12 protein-coding genes and 1 pseudogene are annotated in these 15,643 nt (G+C 62.5%); 5 read left to right on the top strand and 8 right to left on the bottom strand.

The features are described 5' to 3' along the window. Window positions 1-6: 6 nt before the first annotated feature. From dapF to argH, 4 genes and pseudogenes are all read right to left on the bottom strand, one after another. The gene (dapF, locus tag JH15_RS12630) at window positions 7-840 is read right to left on the bottom strand and encodes a diaminopimelate epimerase (protein WP_043530931.1); all 834 of its coding nucleotides are present in this window, start codon (window positions 838-840) and stop codon (window positions 7-9) included. Then, the gene (gene lysA, locus JH15_RS12625; RefSeq protein ID WP_043530930.1) at window positions 840-2,120 is read right to left on the bottom strand and encodes a diaminopimelate decarboxylase; all 1,281 of its coding nucleotides are present in this window, start codon (window positions 2,118-2,120) and stop codon (window positions 840-842) included. Before lysA ends, dapF begins: the two co-directional genes overlap by 1 nt. 52 nt (window positions 2,121-2,172) lie before the next feature. Further along, window positions 2,173-2,277, bottom strand: a pseudogene (lptM, locus tag JH15_RS17835) (LPS translocon maturation chaperone LptM); the annotation flags it as partial. A gap of 1 nt (window position 2,278) precedes the next feature. Then, window positions 2,279-3,682, bottom strand: coding sequence for an argininosuccinate lyase (argH, locus tag JH15_RS12620; protein WP_043530929.1), 1,404 nt, complete (start codon window positions 3,680-3,682; stop codon window positions 2,279-2,281). A 288-nt stretch (window positions 3,683-3,970) separates the two neighbouring features. Between argH and hemC the strand changes: the two genes are divergently transcribed. The 4 genes from hemC to JH15_RS12595 are packed head-to-tail and all read left to right on the top strand — an operon-like array spanning window position 3,971 to window position 8,761. Then, entirely contained in the window at window positions 3,971-4,912 is a 942-nt protein-coding gene (gene hemC, locus JH15_RS12615) for a hydroxymethylbilane synthase (RefSeq protein WP_043530928.1), read from the top strand. Between the two features lies 1 nt (window position 4,913). Continuing rightward, window positions 4,914-5,708 (top strand): uroporphyrinogen-III synthase, encoded by a 795-nt coding sequence (locus JH15_RS12610; RefSeq protein WP_043530927.1) that lies wholly within the window; start codon window positions 4,914-4,916, stop codon window positions 5,706-5,708. Window positions 5,709-5,714: 6 nt separating this feature from the next. After that, a complete protein-coding gene (locus tag JH15_RS18240; RefSeq protein WP_081949023.1) occupies window positions 5,715-7,541 on the top strand; it encodes a uroporphyrinogen-III C-methyltransferase in 1,827 nt (608 codons plus the stop codon). Beyond that, window positions 7,538-8,761 (top strand): heme biosynthesis HemY N-terminal domain-containing protein, encoded by a 1,224-nt coding sequence (locus tag JH15_RS12595; RefSeq protein WP_043530924.1) that lies wholly within the window; start codon window positions 7,538-7,540, stop codon window positions 8,759-8,761. Before JH15_RS18240 ends, JH15_RS12595 begins: the two co-directional genes overlap by 4 nt. A gap of 159 nt (window positions 8,762-8,920) precedes the next feature. Here the strand turns inward: JH15_RS12595 and JH15_RS12590 are convergent, their stop codons facing one another. From JH15_RS12590 to rloA3, 4 genes are all read right to left on the bottom strand, one after another. Continuing rightward, window positions 8,921-11,071 carry an outer membrane protein assembly factor BamB family protein gene (locus tag JH15_RS12590; protein WP_043530923.1) on the bottom strand — a complete coding sequence of 717 codons (2,151 nt, stop codon included), beginning with the start codon at window positions 11,069-11,071 and terminating at the stop codon, window positions 8,921-8,923. Then, window positions 11,068-11,469 (bottom strand): hypothetical protein, encoded by a 402-nt coding sequence (locus JH15_RS12585; protein ID WP_043530922.1) that lies wholly within the window; start codon window positions 11,467-11,469, stop codon window positions 11,068-11,070. Before JH15_RS12585 ends, JH15_RS12590 begins: the two co-directional genes overlap by 4 nt. Before the next feature lie 208 nt (window positions 11,470-11,677). Beyond that, entirely contained in the window at window positions 11,678-14,059 is a 2,382-nt protein-coding gene (gene ybiO, locus JH15_RS12580) for a mechanosensitive channel protein (protein WP_043531646.1), read from the bottom strand. A gap of 225 nt (window positions 14,060-14,284) precedes the next feature. Then, window positions 14,285-14,839 carry a retropepsin-like aspartic peptidase RloA3 gene (gene rloA3 / locus JH15_RS12575; protein ID WP_043530921.1) on the bottom strand — a complete coding sequence of 185 codons (555 nt, stop codon included), beginning with the start codon at window positions 14,837-14,839 and terminating at the stop codon, window positions 14,285-14,287. A 385-nt stretch (window positions 14,840-15,224) separates the two neighbouring features. Here rloA3 and JH15_RS12570 point away from each other — a divergent pair, with 385 nt between their 5' ends. Beyond that, entirely contained in the window at window positions 15,225-15,578 is a 354-nt protein-coding gene (locus tag JH15_RS12570; protein WP_043530919.1) for a hypothetical protein, read from the top strand. Window positions 15,579-15,643 lie beyond the last annotated feature (65 nt).

The raw sequence follows: 15,643 nt of genomic DNA, 5'->3' as shown, positions 1-15,643 counted from the left end.
GGTACGCTAGTTGAGCGAGACCCGTCCATCGAAGACGCGTTCAGCGGGGCCGGTCATCATCAGGTGCGAATCGCCACCTTCCCAGGCGATGGTCAGGTCGCCGCCGGGCAAGTGTACGCTGACCGGGCTTTGCAGGAGCCCCTGACGAATGCCGCAGGCCACGGCCGCACAGGCACCGGTGCCACAGGCCATCGTCTCGCCGCTACCACGTTCGAAGACGCGCAGGCGAATCTCATGGGCCGAAACGACTTGCATGAACCCGGCATTGACCCGGCGGGGAAAGCGCGGATGGCTCTCGATACGTGGGCCGAGGCGTGCGACGGGCGCGGTATCGACATCCGCGACCTGCAGCACCGCATGCGGATTGCCCATCGAGGCCACTGCGATCTCGATCGACTCGCCGTCGACATCAAGGGAATGGACCGGACGATCCTGGTCGGCATCGAAAGGCAGTGCGGTAGGCGCAAAGCGCGGCGTGCCCATATCGACGGTGATGCGGCCATCCGTCTCGATGCGGAGCACCAAGGGGCCGCCGGCGGTCTCGACATGGACCTCGCGCTTGTGGGTCAGGCGCTGGTCGAGCACGAAGCGCGCAAAACAGCGCGCGCCATTGCCGCAGTTCTCCACCTCGCTGCCGTCGGCATTATAGATCCGGTACCGAAAATCCATGTCCGGGTCGAGCGGGGGCTCGACGAGCAGCAACTGGTCGAAACCGATGCCGAAGTGGCGATCCGCCAACTGACGGATCTGTTCGTCACGCAGGCGGGCTCGCTGGGTGACCAGGTCGACGACCATGAAGTCGTTGCCCAGGCCATGCATCTTGGTGAAGTGAAGCAGCATTACTTGGTCTCCGGCCCATCCTGGGGCAGCGGGGCTTCGCCGGACCACAAATCCTCGATACGCTCACGGGCGCGTACCAGGTGCATGCGGTCGCCATCGACCATCACTTCGGGTGGGCGCGGCCGGCTGTTGTAGTTCGAGGCCATCACGAAGCCATAGGCACCTGCCGAGCGTACCGCCAGCAGGTCACCCGCCGCAATCGCCAGTTCACGCTCCTTGCCGAGGAAATCACCGGTCTCGCAGACCGGACCCACCACATCATAGGTATTCATCTCACGCGATTCGCGCGTATCGACCGGCAGGATCGCCTGCCACGCCTGATAAAGCGCGGGACGGATCAGGTCGTTCATCGCGGCGTCGACGATGGCGAAATTCTTGGTCTCGCCGGGCTTGAGGAATTCGACTCGGGTCAGCATCACGCCGGCGTTGGCGGCGATCGAGCGCCCCGGCTCGAATAGCAGCGTCAATTCGCGCTTGTCTTTACGCTGGGCGAGCCGTTCGAGCAGCGAGGCTGCGTAGTCGAAGGGTGCTGGCGGCTGCTCATCACGATAGGGCACGCCCAGGCCGCCGCCGAGGTCGAGATGCTCGATATGGATACCGCGGGCTTCGAGGCGCTCGACCAGCGCCAACAAGCGGTCGAGCGCGTCGAGAAATGGCGAGAGTTCGGTCAGTTGCGAGCCGATATGGCAATCGAGGCCGACTACGTTGACGTTGGCCATCTCGGCAGCGCGGGCATAGACCTCGAGCGCCTCGTCGACAGGAATACCGAATTTATTGGCCTTGAGCCCGGTCGAGATGTACGGATGAGTGCGGGCATCCACGTCGGGATTGACGCGTAGCGACACCGGCGCCACGTAGCCGTATTCGCCAGCCACCCGGTCGAGGCGCTCGAGTTCGGGGAGCGACTCGACGTTGAAGCATTTGATACCCACTTCCAGCGCCCGCGCCATTTCCTCGGGCTGCTTGGCGACCCCCGAAAAGACCACCTTGGCAGGGTCGCCGCCTGCGGCCAGGACGCGCTCGAGCTCGCCGCGCGAGACGATATCGAAGCCCGCGCCGAGACGTGCCAGCACGTTGAGTACAGCCAGGTTGGAGTTGGCCTTCACCGCGTAGCAGATCAGGTGCGGGTGGCCGCCAAGTGCCTCGGTGTAGGCCCGGTAATGACGCTCCAGTGTGGCACGCGAATAGACGTAGCAGGGCGTGCCGAAACGCTGGGCGATGTCGGCCAGCGGCACGTCTTCGCCATGCAGTGTGCCGTTGCGGTATTCGAAGTGATCCATCTCAGTTCTCGTCCTGGTCAGCGTCGCGGGTTTCTTCTCGTGCTTCGCCTGTGCCGTAGCGCTCTTGTGCAGCCTTGTCATCGGGAAGATAAAGCGGGCCCTTCTGCCCGCAGCCGGCCAGCACGAGCGCGACCAGGCCCAGCGTCAGCCAACGCATCTCAAAGAGCTCCGTGCGGTTGGGCCAGCGCATCGCGGGCGCGTTGGGCCGCGGCACGCACCTGATCTGGCGCGGTGCCACCGATATGGTTGCGTGCGGCCACCGAGCCTTCCAGCGTCAATACCTCGAATACATCCTCGCCGATGGTCTCGGAAAACTGACGCAGCTCATCGAGGCTCATCTCGGACAGGTCTTTCTTCTGGTCGATGCCGTAGGCCACCGACTGGCCGACGATTTCGTGAGCATCGCGAAACGCCACGCCCTTGCGCACCAGGTAATCGGCCAGGTCAGTGGCGGTGGAAAAACCGCGCCGGGCCGCTTCGTACATGTTGTCGGCCTTGGCCTCGATGGCAGGCACCATGTCGGCAAAGGCCTTGAGGCAGCCCTGCACGGTATCCAACGTGTCGAACAGGGGCTCCTTGTCTTCCTGGTTGTCCTTGTTGTAGGCCAATGGCTGAGACTTCATCAGTGTGAGCAGCCCCATCAGGTGACCATAGACACGCCCGGTCTTGCCGCGCACCAGTTCGGGCACGTCGGGATTCTTCTTCTGCGGCATGATCGACGAGCCGGTGCAGAAGCGGTCGGGCAGGTCGATGAAGGCAAACTGGGCGCTGGTCCACAGCACCAGTTCCTCGCTCATCCGTGACAGGTGCATCAGCAGCAGGCTGGCAAACGCCGTGAATTCGATGGCGAAGTCGCGATCGCTGACGGCATCCAGCGAATTCTCGGCGGGGCGCTCGAAGCCCAGCAGTTCGGCGGTGACATGGCGATCGATGGGGTAGGTAGTGCCGGCCAGGGCCGCGGCCCCCAAGGGCAGGACATTGACCCGCTTGCGGCAGTCACGCAGACGTTCCTGGTCGCGAGCGAGCATCTCGTGCCAGGCCAGCAGGTGATGGCCGAACGTGACTGGCTGGGCCGTCTGCAGGTGGGTGAAGCCGGGCATGATGGTCGCGGCCTCGCGGTCGGCCAGCTCGATCAGGCCGGTACGCAAACGCAGCAGCTCGCTGTCCACGGCATCGATGGCGTCGCGCAGATAGAGACGGATGTCGGTGGCCACCTGGTCGTTGCGCGAGCGGCCAGTATGCAGTTTCTTACCGGTGATACCGATCTTCTCGGTCAGGCGTGCCTCGATGTTCATGTGCACGTCTTCGAGCTTCGCCGACCAGACAAAGCGACCTTCGGCGATCTCCTGGTCGATCTCCTCGAGTCCGGCGATGATGGCATCGCGCTCGTCGCCGCTGAGCACACCGACACCCGCGAGCATGGTGGCATGGGCGATGGAGCCGCGAATGTCGTGGTGGGCCAGGCGCTGGTCGAAATTCACCGATGCGGTGAATCGCTCGACGAAAGCATCGGTGGGCTCGCTGAAGCGACCGCCCCAGGACTGGTTGGTTGGCTGCGACATCGAACTGGACATCCTGCTTGGTGGTTGGTATCTGGCCAAAGTGTACCAGAGTCGGTCCACAGAGGAGATGGCTCGGGCTATGCACGAGCCTGGCTCAACACGATGGTTTAGGGAGCCAATACGAGGGTATGGGGGCGATATCAGCAGACGTGGATTTTTCCTGCTTCGATGAGTGCTTTATGATGGAGGCATAGACGCACCCGACACTCCGACCGGCATCGCCCGTCTGCGTCGCCTCAATTGCGCCGCGACCGGCTATCGGCCGTGGGCACCCACAGGGAGATCTTCGTGTTCGCCGACAATATTCTGCGCATCGCCACTCGCAAGAGCCGCCTGGCCCTATGGCAGGCCGAGCATGTTCGTGACCGACTGATGGCGCTTCACCCGGGCCTCGAGGTCGAACTGGTGGCGATGTCGACTCGCGGCGACAAGATTCTCGATACGCCACTGGCCAAGATCGGTGGTAAAGGACTGTTCGTGAAAGAACTCGAGGAGGCCATGCTCGATGGCCGTGCCGACATTGCCGTACATTCCATGAAGGATGTGCCGATGCATTTCCCCGAGGGGCTCGGCCTGTCGGTGATCCTCGAGGGGGCCGAGCCCACCGATGCTTTCGTTTCCAATCATTACGCCTCCCCGCATGAGCTGCCTGAGGGGGCGCGCATTGGCACCGCCAGCCTCCGGCGGGGCCTGCAGATGCGCGAACTGCGCCCCGATTTCGAGATTCTCAACTTGCGCGGCAATGTCCAGACCCGCCTCGGCAAGCTCGATGCCGGCGAGTTCGATGCCATCCTGTTGGCGACGTCAGGCCTGCGCCGGCTGGGCCTCGACGATCGCATCACCCAGGAGTTGCCCCCCGAGATCTGTCTGCCCGCCTGTGGCCAGGGCGCGCTGGGCATCGAATGCCGTATGGACGACCACCAGCTGATTGCGTTGCTGGCCCCCCTCGACGATCCCGCTACGGCGACCCGAGTGCGCGCTGAACGCGCCATGAATACCCGGCTCGAGGGTGGCTGCCAGGTACCCATCGGAGGGCACGCCGTCTTCGAGAATGAAGGGCGTAACCTGTGGTTACGTGGCCTGGTGGGCGATCCCGATGGGACCCGGGTGCTGCGCGCCGAAGGACGTGGTGCCGTCAGCGAGCCCGAAACGCTGGGCATACGCGTTGCCGAGGAACTGCTCGAGCAAGGCGCGGGCGAAATCCTGGCCCAGGTCTACGGCGAGCAGTGACATGCCGCTACGGCCGCGTGTGCTGATCACTCGCCCCGGCGAACGTGCCTTGCCTTTGCTAGAGGCCATCGCGGCGCGTGGCGCTCAGCCGGATAGGCTCGATGTGATGCGCCAGGAGCCGTTGGAAGAAACCCAGGCGATGCGCAACGCCTGGCTGGACTTCGATCAGTTCGACAAGGTCGTGGTCGTCAGCCCCTTCGCCGCCGAATGCCTGGCTGAGGCGCTGGACCGTTACTGGCCCCAGCTACCGATCGGGCCGCAGTATTACGCGGTGGGGCGTGCCACGGCGGATACCCTGCATAGCCAACTGGGCGTGCGGGTCCGGGTGCCGCCGGCCACCGGAGAAGATACCAGTGAAGCGCTGTTGGCCATGGCCTCGCTCAGGCACCTGGAAGGCAGCAAGGTCCTGCTGGTGGCTGGGGAAGGCGGACGCGAGCTATTGGCCGATACGCTGGTGGCGCGTGGCGCTCGGCTGACACGTCTGGCACTCTATCGACGGGTACTGATACCCCTTGCGGGGCCTTCGTTAGAGCGCCTGGCCAGCGGCGATTATGCTGCCCTGGTGGTTAGCAGCGGAGAAATTCTCGAACATCTGGCAGGATGGTGTACATCGACGGCGTTGCACCAACCGCTAATCGTTTCCAGTCAGCGGTTGGTTACACTGGCTAAAGAATGGGGTTTCGCCGATATACATGTGGCGCGGGGCGCCACGCCAGCCGCTTTGGCGGATGCCGTGGCCGAAACCTGCCGACTGGCCAGGGCCGATGCCGATCATGACGATCTTGAAAAAGGCTAGCGACTGATGAGCAAAGAACACGATCAGGAAGAACAACAGGCATCCAAGGGTGCCGATGCCTCACGCTCTGACAAGGACGAGTCGACGTCGGCGCCTTCCGGGTCGTCTGGTAAGGCTGGGGAGCGCCACGCCTCCGGCAGCGGCAATACAAGCAAATCCCAGCGTTCGCGCCCCCGCGGACGCCGTGGCAACAAGGCATCATCGGGGGGCAGTGACTCGCCGAGCCAGGCACAGCGTACCGACACCGGGACCGGCGCGGCCGCCGCGTCGCCGAGCGCTGGCTCGGGCGAGCCTCAAGTGAATGCCACCCAGGCGAGTGCCTCCCCGGCCAGCGGCACGGCGACCCCCGCCGATACTTCGAGCCCGTCGACGACGAAAACCACGGATTCGACGTCCCCAGCGGATTCGAAATCCACCCCTAGTCCGAGTGCTTCGGAAACGAAGGCAGCGACGCCGTCCCCGAAAGCGGCTGATACGCCTAAGACGACGGATAGCACGAAGTCGACGAACACCACGGAGCCCCCCAAACCGGGCTCGACGAGTGGCGCCAAGCCGACCACCGATGCCGCCAACCCGGTGGGCAGCAAGGGCTCAGGCACGACGGCCGGCGCCGGGGCGAGTGCCGCCCAGGCGGCAGGGGGCGATGGAGGACAAGGTGCCACCAAGGGGCCTCGTGGTGGCAGCGGTAGCGGTGGCAGCAACAAAGGCAGCAGTGGCAAGACCCTTGGGTTGGCTGCGCTGGTATTGGTCATCCTCCTGGCGGTGGCCATCGCCCTGTTCGGATGGCGCATGTGGCAACGCCTGGAAGCCCAGCAACAGCGTCTGGAAGACCAGCAGCAACGCCTGTCGGGTGTCGAATCCAATAGCCAGGCGATCGATGAGTTGCGCAACGAGGTGGCCTCCAGCGAGCAAGCGCGGCAGTCGGCAGTCGAACAGGCTCAGGCCTCGCTGCAGGAGGAGTTCGAAACGTACCGCAGCAATGTCGACGAGACCCTCGATCGCGTCCTCGACGAACTTTCCAGCGAACAGCAGACCGACGAGCGCGAATGGCTGCATGCCGAGGCGGCCTACCTGCTGCGCCTGGCCAACCAACGTCTCCAGCTCGAGCGGGACGTTCAGGGCGCGGCTGCTCTGCTGCGTACCGCCGACGAGCGCCTGCGCGAGGCCGACAATCCGGCCCTGGTTCCGGTCCGCCGCGAAATTGCCTCCGAACTGGCCGCGCTCGACTCGGTACCGCGCATCGACCGTACCGGCCTGTACCTGGCCATCAACGCCCAGCAGGAGCAGTTGACCAAGCTACCGTTACAGCAGGATGTCGAGCAGATTGCGGCCCAGCCGGGTGAAGATAGCCCGCCTTCGGGCGGCTGGCGCGAGCAGCTTTCGCGCTTCGCCGGCGAGCTCAAGGAACTGGTTACCGTGCGCCGCCATGACGAGCCGCTGGAAGCGCTGATCACGCCGCAGCAGGAGGCTTATCTGCGCCAGAACGTGCGCCTGGTACTGGAGCAGGCCCAGTTGGCCCTGTTGCAGGAAGCGCCGGAGCTGTACCGGTCGAGTCTCGACAAGGCAATCGACCTGGCCGAGCGCTTCTACGAAACCGACAGCGAGAGCGTGCAGAGCACCCTCGATAAGCTCGACGAGCTGCGTAATGCAGCGATTCGCCCCGAGCTGCCTGACATCAGCGGTTCCCAGCAGGCGCTCGCGACATTCATCGAACGCCGATTCAACGGCGATGCTCAGCGCAATGGCGGCAATCAGGGCAGCGCGAACCAGAGTGGCAATAGTCAAGGCGGTGGCAACGAACAGGCGGCCGATAGCCAGGGAGACGGGGCATGAGGAAGCTGATTCTGCTGATCGTCTTTGGCCTGGCCATCGGCGCGCTGTTTGGCCAGCTCATGCATTCGGTGCCGGGCTATTGGCTGGTACGGGTGGGCGACACTTCCTTCCAGACCTCGTTCTGGTTCGGGCTGATCCTGCTGCTGGCCGCTTTTCTGATTCTGCACTTCGTCCTGCGCGTGCTGACGCGTCTGCGCCATCCGGTCAGCCGGCTCAAGGTATGGAATAGCCGGACGCGTCATCGCAACGCCATGCGCCGCACGGTGCGCGGTCTGGTCGCTCTGGCCGAGGGGCGCTGGAAGCGGGCCGAGCGCTCGTTGGTCAAGGCCGCCGACGACTCCAGCACCCCGCTGGTCAATTACCTGTCGGCAGCCCTCGCGGCTCATTATCAGGGGCGTTACGAGCAGGCAGATACGCTGCTCAAGCGGGCCCACTTGAGTACTGAAGGCGCCGATAGTGCCGTGGGCATGGTCCAGGCGCAATTGATGCTCGACCGTCAGCAGTTCGAGGAAGCCATTGCGACGCTGACGCGGCTCGACAGGCAATTGCCCAACCATCCCCAGGTGCTCAAGTTGCTCAAGCAGGCTTACTTGAGCGTCAATGATTGGGATGGGCTGCGGCGCTTGATGCCGCGACTGGCGCAGCAGCAGTTGATCTCGCAGGAGGAGCGTCAGGAACTGGAGCAGCGCGCCTACCGCGAGCTGATCGTCCAGGCAGCGCGCAATCCCAACGATATCGAGCGGGTGCGTAACCTGTGGGCCGATATGCCCGATCACCTGCGTGGCGATATCGAGCTGATAGTGCTCTACACCGAGGCGCTGGTGCGCGGTGGCGAAGAAGGTATCGCCGAGCGGTTGCTACGTCACTCGCTCAAGGAGCACTGGGATGCGAGACTGGTGCTTCGCTACGGCTTGCTCAACGTCGATGCTGCACGGCAGTTGGTCTATGCCGAAAAGTGGCTTCAGGAACGCCCCAACGATCCTGATCTATTGCTGACCCTGGGGCGGCTGTCACTGCGCAATGCCTACTGGGGCAAGGCGCAGGAGTACTTCGAAGCCAGCCAACGCCAGCGGCCCAGCGGCGTGGTGTGTGCCGAGTTGGCTCGCCTTTATGCCAACCTGGGCGAGCACAACAAGAGCCAACTCTACTATCGCCAGAGCGTGGAGCTGCTCGATCGCTCCCTGCCGGCGCTACCTCAGCCCAGCGACAACAATCGCTGAGCGAAGGCCGACGCATTGCTCTCCTGGGCGCCGTAAGGCGCCCTTTTTTTATGGTGTCGGCCATGCTAGGCCATGGCGCAAAGAAAAGGGCCGCCCGGTGGGCGGCCCTTGTCGTATTGACGCTCTGGTTTCGGTAATGCGTATCCCGGCCTGCTGCAATCAGTCAGGCAGGGCGAATGTCACTACCTGATCGCTGACCTTGGGCAGAAGGATGGAGTTGCCCCCCACTGCAAAGGTCACGTATTGCTTGCCCTCGTAGGTGTAAACCGCAGGCATCGAGACCGCAGGTGCATCCACAAGGTGCTTCCAGAGTACTTCACCGCTCTCCATGTCGAGCGCCCGGACGCGCGAATCCATCGAGGCGCCGATGAAGATCAGTCCCGAGCGGGTGATGACCGGCGAGCCGATAGTCACCGACCCCCAAGACTCGGGCATATAGAAGCCGTGCTTCTGGACCTGGCCGAAGGGCACGTTCCACAGGCGCTCACCGGTATTCAGGTCGTAGGCGGCAATGGTGCCGTAGGGTGGCTTCCAGCAGGGCATGCCGGCCCAGTTCAAGAACGTCTCGAGATGAAAACCGTAATCGGTATCCCCCTGTGCGTAGTAGCCGCCTGTCTCGCCGGATTGCTCGAGCTGTTCGAACTCATCACGCGGGATGAGACGGTAGATCTGCACCACGCTGTTGGAGTTGATGACGAAGACACCGCTCTCCGGGTCAACGGCGCCACCGCCCCACTGCGAGCCACCTGTGGTGGGTGGGTAGGCGATCGTACCTTCAAGGCTCGGCGGTGTGAAAAGGCCCTCGTAGCGCAGCCCCTCGGCCTTGCGGCTGCATTCTCCGAAGCTCACGATATCGGCAAGCTTGGAGACGCCCGGCCATTCGTCGGGGATGACCGGCTCGGGAGTATCCACGAACGGTTGGGTCGGTGCGGCCTCTTCGCCCTCGACATCCGAGCGTGGTACCTCACGCTCCTCGATAGGGTAGATGGGCTCGCCGGTCTCGCGGTTGAGTACGTACAGGAAGCCTTGCTTCGAGGGCTGCACCAGTGCCGGCACGGACTCGCCATCCTGCTGAATATCCACCAGCGTGGGCGGCGCGACGGTATCGTAATCCCAAATGTCGTGATGCACGAGTTGCCGGCTCCAGACCACTTCGCCGGTTTCGGTGTTGAGTGCCGTGACCGAGGTGGCCAGGGGCATCTCTTCAGTGCGGTTGCCACCATAGTAGTTGGGGCTCGGCGAACTGATGGGTATGTAGAGCAGGCCGGTCTCGGGATCCAGGGACATCGAGGCCCATACGTTCGCCGTACCGGTGCGCTCGATCACCTCTTCGGGTAGCGCATGGAACGTCCACTTGCGCTCGCCGGTGCGGGCATCCAGGGCGAAAACGGTACCCGGAGGCGCGGCGGCATCTGTCCAATCCTTCCCGGCCCAGCCCAGGAACAGCGTATCGTTATAGACCGTGGGCGGCTGCAATAGCGACAGTGGCCATTTGTCATTGACCGTATTCCATTGGTTGACGTCGAGCATGCCGTCTTCGCCAAAGTCGGCGCATGCCTCGCCGGTATCGGCATCGACCCCGTACAGCTTGGCGTCCATGGTGCCAATGTAGACCATCTTCTGGCAGGCCTCGCCCTCTTGGGGGTCATCGGCCTGCCAGTAGGCGACGCCGCGATTCTTCATGTTGGGCTGGGTCAGCGCCTCGAGGCGGGCGTCGGGATCGAAGGTCCACTTTTCCTCGCCGCTGCCTGGTTCCAACGCGATGATGCGGTAGAACGGCGTACCCAGGTAGAGGGTGTCATTGATGAACAGTGGCGTGGCCGACCATACCGACATGGGAATATTGTCGCTGCCATCCGAGACATCGCCGGTGTGGTATTCCCAGACCTGCTCGAGCTCGCTGACATTTTCGGGTGTTATCTGCTCGGCAGGCGAGTACTTCTGGGCACGCAAGTCGCCATTGAAGGTACCCCAGCTGTCCGGTGTTTCCATCCAGGCATCGGGCCCTGGACGAGGCAAAGACGCTTGATCGTCTCCACTGGGAGCTTCGCCGGCGGGGCCGGTGTCGACACGTCCGCCAGGGCCGGTAGGTGTGACCGAGGACTCCTCGGTACTGGCAACGTCTTCTTCGTCGGTTTGTGCTTCGTCGTCGCTCGCGCCTTGCTCGCTGCTTTCATCCTGGGTTTCGGTTATGCCCTGCGGCTGACCGCCCTCCTCCTCGGAAGAACCGTTCTCTTGTGCCTGGGCATAGCCGACCAGGCCCGCCAGAACGAATGAGGCAGTCAGTATGGTCATGTGATGGCGAGTCATGAGGTGGCAGCCTCCTTGCGTTGAGTGGTGCGGTGATGCTTGCCGCTGGCGGGGTCGGCCACGAGATGAATCAACCAAGCCACCAGCCCGACACCCATCATGATGAGCAACCCGTTGGCCTCGAGGAGATAGGCAGCCAGGGCCGTTCCCAGCAGGTCGAGCAATATGAGAAAGACCAGAAGGCCACTCAGCCCTCGTCCCATGCCGCGTACGAAGCTCAGCAGGAGCGCGCCAATCACCAATAACGTCGTGGAGAAAAGTACCAGATAGGTACCTGGGGTATAGGCAATGCCATTGCCTTCGTTGAATGTGGCCACTACCGCGAGTATCCATGCAATGATCGAACTCGCGAGCAGCAGCCAGGCACCATAGGGAGTACCTTGGGGGTTGCTTGCCATTGTTCGTTCCCTTCCCTTGAACAGTGTGGAACGCGGCCTAGCCGCGCTGCCTCGTCAGGCAAAGCCGGCCAGACGTTGCGTCATAGCCTCGCTGGGTAAGTATAGGCATAACAAGTGATTTTTCATGTAGGCCCGCAAAACGAAAACGCCCCTCACCGTATGCGATGAGGGGCGTGGGGCTGTCGGTGCCGTCTAGAACACGTCGGGCTCAACGATCCTGTGGATCGTTGATGTCGTCCTCGTCAGGCTTGTTGTGGGACGTATCGCCCACATCCGACGTAGGGCTGCTGGCTCCGGTCTCGGGGGCGGCGTCGTCCTGCGAGGCGACCACAGAGGATGGACGCTCCTCCGCCAGGCGCAGGTGGGCGGGCGGTGCCGTACCGTCCTTGTTTTCCCCAAAATAGAGCGTGGTATGCGGGAACGGAATCTCGATACCGGCTGCATCGAAGTGCATCTTGACCAGGCGGTTGTAGGCACGGCCAACACCCCACTGGTCGCCTGGCGTGGTCTTGATTACCACGCGAATGTTCACCGAGCTGTCGGCCAGGGCAGTGACACCGGCAACGGTAAGCGGTGCCAGGATCTTGTGGCTATGCTCTTCGCTCGCCTGGAGCTCGTCGAAGGCGGCCTGCAGGTGCTCGATGGCATGGTCGATATTCTCGCGGTAGGCGATGCCGTATTCACCGATATGATTACCGAAGCCACGCATGTAATTGGACACGGTATCCACGCTCGAGAACGGCACGATGTGGTAGGTCCCGGCCAGGTCGCGAATGCCCACCGAGCGGATGCTCAGACGCTCCGCCGTCCCGGTGATTCCACCTACGGTCACCACATCGCCGGTATTCATGGCGTTTTCCACCTGGATGAATACGCCGGTGATGATGTCCTGAACCAGTTTCTGGGCGCCGAAACCGATGGCCAGGCCCAGCACCCCGGCACCGGCGATCAATGGCCCGATATTGATGCCGATCTCTGACAGAACGATCATTACCGTCAGGGTGATGATGGTAATGGCCAGGGCGTTGCGGAACAGAGAGAGCAGGGTCTTGGTACGGGCATCGGGCTCGCCCTTGCCGGTCTCGGGATTGAGGCGATGCTCGATCAGGCTTGCCAGGCCCAGCCATACGGCGATGGCGACGATCAGGATCACGGCCACGCTGATGGCACGTCCGGTGAGGTTGCGTCCTGCTTCGGAGGCGTACCAGCCGGACATGTCGAAGGCGCCCCAGGCACTGAGTATGGCCATGATCACTACGATCAGGATTACTGCGCGCAATACCCGCAATGCATTGGGCACGTAGGCGTTCAGGCGGGGCTCGAGCAAGGGTAGCTTGCGGCGCATATCGTCCGAGAGCCGGATATGGCGTCCGATGGTCTGGGTCAACAGGCTGGAAACCAGTAGTCCGGCAATGATGATCGCCAGCGTCTTGAGCGTCGCGATCATCACGAAGGGCAAGGCATCCTCGGGGCGGACCAACGTCACGATCAGCACTATCAGGAAATAGAGGATCGCCAGCCAGTGCCAGACACGGGCGAACAGGCGCAGCGACAGGCGCGTGGCACTCATGGTCGACGCGTTGGCCTTGGCTTCCAGCGCATGACGAATCTTGAGGCGATTCTTGAGCACGACGGCCACGGCATAGACGAAGGCCGCCAGCATGATCAGGGTGCCCACCCCTTGGCCGAGCGTCGGTGAGATGTAGTAGTTGATCAGTGGCACCAGCACCAGTAGACCGTAGCCAACCATGCCGATCAGGCGGGCAATCCAGCCGTTCCAGTAGGAGGCGTCGCCTGCTGTAATCGGGAGCAGGCGAAGGCCCTCGTACCGCGAAGCGAACATCATGCGTAGCCCAGCCTTGAGCAGCTCGATAATCAGGAAAGCATTGAGAAACAGTGAGGCCTGGGTCGAGAGTTCGCCTGATTCGCCGATGGCAAAGGTAGCGATCATGTTGCCGGCTACGTAGGCCAGTGCCACCACAATGACATCGATAACTGTTGCAAACGCCACGGCGATCACCAGGCGAAACACTGGCGTGAGACCCTCGCTCATCAATGACCATCGGCTGATGCGAGTGAACCCGGACTTGGCCAGTCGCCGGAAGAGCAGGAACAGGGCAAAGGTGGCGACAATCACCAGCGCCAGGTTGATGGCGGCTTCGGAAAAGGTCGCTACGTCGAAGCGGGATGCCTCGCCCGGCTCACCTACGCCGACCAGCGTACCGAATGCCTCGACCATGCTATTGAACTGGCTACCGACATCGCCTGCGATGTTACTGGTTGCCTCGGCGAGGCGACGGGGCAGACTGACCTCTTCAGCCGTCTGGTCGCTAGGGGCTTGGGCGGCTATGGCTTCGGGGGGCACTTCGCCATCCACGCCGAGCGGAGTTTCGGCATCGCTTTGGCCGGCCAGGTCGCGTAGCTCGCTGATTAGCCGATCCCGGGCCTCGGGGTCCTCCAGCAGGTCGGCAAGGGTCGCATAGGCCGGCGGCTCCTCGTTGGGCGCGGCCCCCTGTTGGGCGAGGGTGGGGGCGCTGATCAGCATCAGTGCCATTAGCACCCCGCTTAGCAGCAGGCAGAGTGGGCGCAGTAGATGCACGCGTCGACCTCCATGATTGAGCGTATTTGAGGCGGGCCCGTGCAGACTACTTGCCGTGAGCCCATTCGTCAGGTACCGCCACATCCCGTATGGGAATATGTATTACCCAATTTTATACGTATCTTGTACAAGGGCGTGCCAGCCGCCAAGTATAGCGAACCCCGGTGGGTTTATCAGCCAAGAGTGACCCTGACGGCCAAGCCATGAGTTTCCAGACTACTCGTAGCGATCCTCTTCGTAGGCGACCTTTTCGGAGTCTTCGTCGCATCCCGGCGAATGTTCGAACGTTGCGTTGACGTCCAGCAGGCCCAGGTGCGAGATAGTGCGTCGGCCCAGCAGTACCGGATAATTCATATTGCTGCGGTTGCGCAGGCTGAAATCTTCTTCATAGAGCGTGTCGCCCAGGCAAATGGTCATGACGACGGTTGGGCGGCGCGCCGTACCGCCTGCACCGCGCAACTTCAGGTTGCGATTGATCGGCCTCTCGAGCGTCTCGGAAAGCACCTCGCCCGATTGCTCGTCCTTGAGTTCGAGGCGAAAACGTACCCAGTCCTCACCATCCTTTTCGAAGCGCTCGATATCGCGAGCATCCATCGACGAGGTCAAGGCCCCGCTATCGAGCTTGGCCTTGACCTCGACGCCCCAAGGCTCGATGGTCGCCTTTTCCACCCAACCGAAGACCTTTCTATCGTCGGCCTGAACGACGCCGAACGTGCCAAGCAGGAGCAGGCCGGCCATGGCCCGAACGATGGGACGACTTCCTTTCGACATATTTCGTACTCCTTGTTTGCAAGATCGCCTTCTCGGCGCCCCGGGGCGGTCATGATTCCATTCGCGTTATGGCGTGGCAAGCCAATGCGCTAGAGCAGATACTCGCTACGGCGGATGCGCTTTTTTTTCGATAGTTTAACGTGGGTTAATTAGTGTCCCTGAGCGAGCTGTCACGGTGGGCGCGTCGAGCAGGGAAACGCTCGCAGGACAAGCTGGCAGGATGCCAGGCGACGCCAGGGAAGCACGAACAGGAGGTTCGTGATTACAGCAGTCACGGAACGCTAGGATCGAGCCCGGCCGAGAGGTCGGGCTTTCTTTATGTTGCAGTGCAGCGTAGAGTGGGCTGAAATCATCATTACCGCCCTAACAGGTTTCGAGGCTTGCTATGAACTATCCTGTCCTTACCCCCGCGTTTCCGCTTTCTCCGGCCCATGCCTTCGATGTCTGGCGTGTCGGGGTCATGGCATTCGAACTTTGGACCTCCTCAGTGTCGACGATCGCCATGCGTAACAACCTCTGGTACACCCAGGCGCCTTTCAGCCCACGCATGATCACTGAAAACCAGCGCATGGTCACCGAGAAGATCGAGGCCAGCATGGAAACCGGTCTGGAGATGCAGAAGGCCTGGCTGGGGATGTTCAGTGGCAAGCAAACGCCCTGGTGGGAAACGACGCGCCTGACCATGACGCCCTACCATCGTCGCAGCAGTGCCAATTCCCGGCGTCTGTCCAAGGGGTAACAGCCCAGGGGAAGCAGGCCGGCCCATGCAGGAAAAAATCGGCGCCCGATAAAGGCGCCGAAATC

The organism is Litchfieldella xinjiangensis, from assembly GCF_000759345.1.
In the GTDB taxonomy this organism is placed as follows: Bacteria; Pseudomonadota; Gammaproteobacteria; order Pseudomonadales; family Halomonadaceae; genus Litchfieldella_A; species Litchfieldella_A xinjiangensis.
The sequence above is the reverse complement of the archived record's forward strand: the minus strand, read 5'-3'. Positions and strand labels throughout refer to the sequence as shown.

Excerpts from the sequence above, each read along its gene's own strand:
- argH (WP_043530929.1), bottom strand. The coding sequence starts at position 3,682 with ATGTCGCAGCCAACCAACCAGTCCTGGGGCGGTCGCTTCAGCGAGCCC.
- JH15_RS12610 (WP_043530927.1), top strand. The coding sequence starts at position 4,914 with ATGCCGCTACGGCCGCGTGTGCTGATCACTCGCCCCGGCGAACGTGCC.
- JH15_RS12595 (WP_043530924.1), top strand. The coding sequence starts at position 7,538 with ATGAGGAAGCTGATTCTGCTGATCGTCTTTGGCCTGGCCATCGGCGCG.
- rloA3 (WP_043530921.1), bottom strand. The coding sequence starts at position 14,839 with ATGTCGAAAGGAAGTCGTCCCATCGTTCGGGCCATGGCCGGCCTGCTC.
- JH15_RS18240 (WP_081949023.1), top strand. The coding sequence starts at position 5,715 with ATGAGCAAAGAACACGATCAGGAAGAACAACAGGCATCCAAGGGTGCC.
- JH15_RS12590 (WP_043530923.1), bottom strand. The coding sequence starts at position 11,071 with ATGACTCGCCATCACATGACCATACTGACTGCCTCATTCGTTCTGGCG.
- JH15_RS12570 (WP_043530919.1), top strand. The coding sequence starts at position 15,225 with ATGAACTATCCTGTCCTTACCCCCGCGTTTCCGCTTTCTCCGGCCCAT.
- lysA (WP_043530930.1), bottom strand. The coding sequence starts at position 2,120 with ATGGATCACTTCGAATACCGCAACGGCACACTGCATGGCGAAGACGTG.
- JH15_RS12585 (WP_043530922.1), bottom strand. The coding sequence starts at position 11,469 with ATGGCAAGCAACCCCCAAGGTACTCCCTATGGTGCCTGGCTGCTGCTC.
- dapF (WP_043530931.1), bottom strand. The coding sequence starts at position 840 with ATGCTGCTTCACTTCACCAAGATGCATGGCCTGGGCAACGACTTCATG.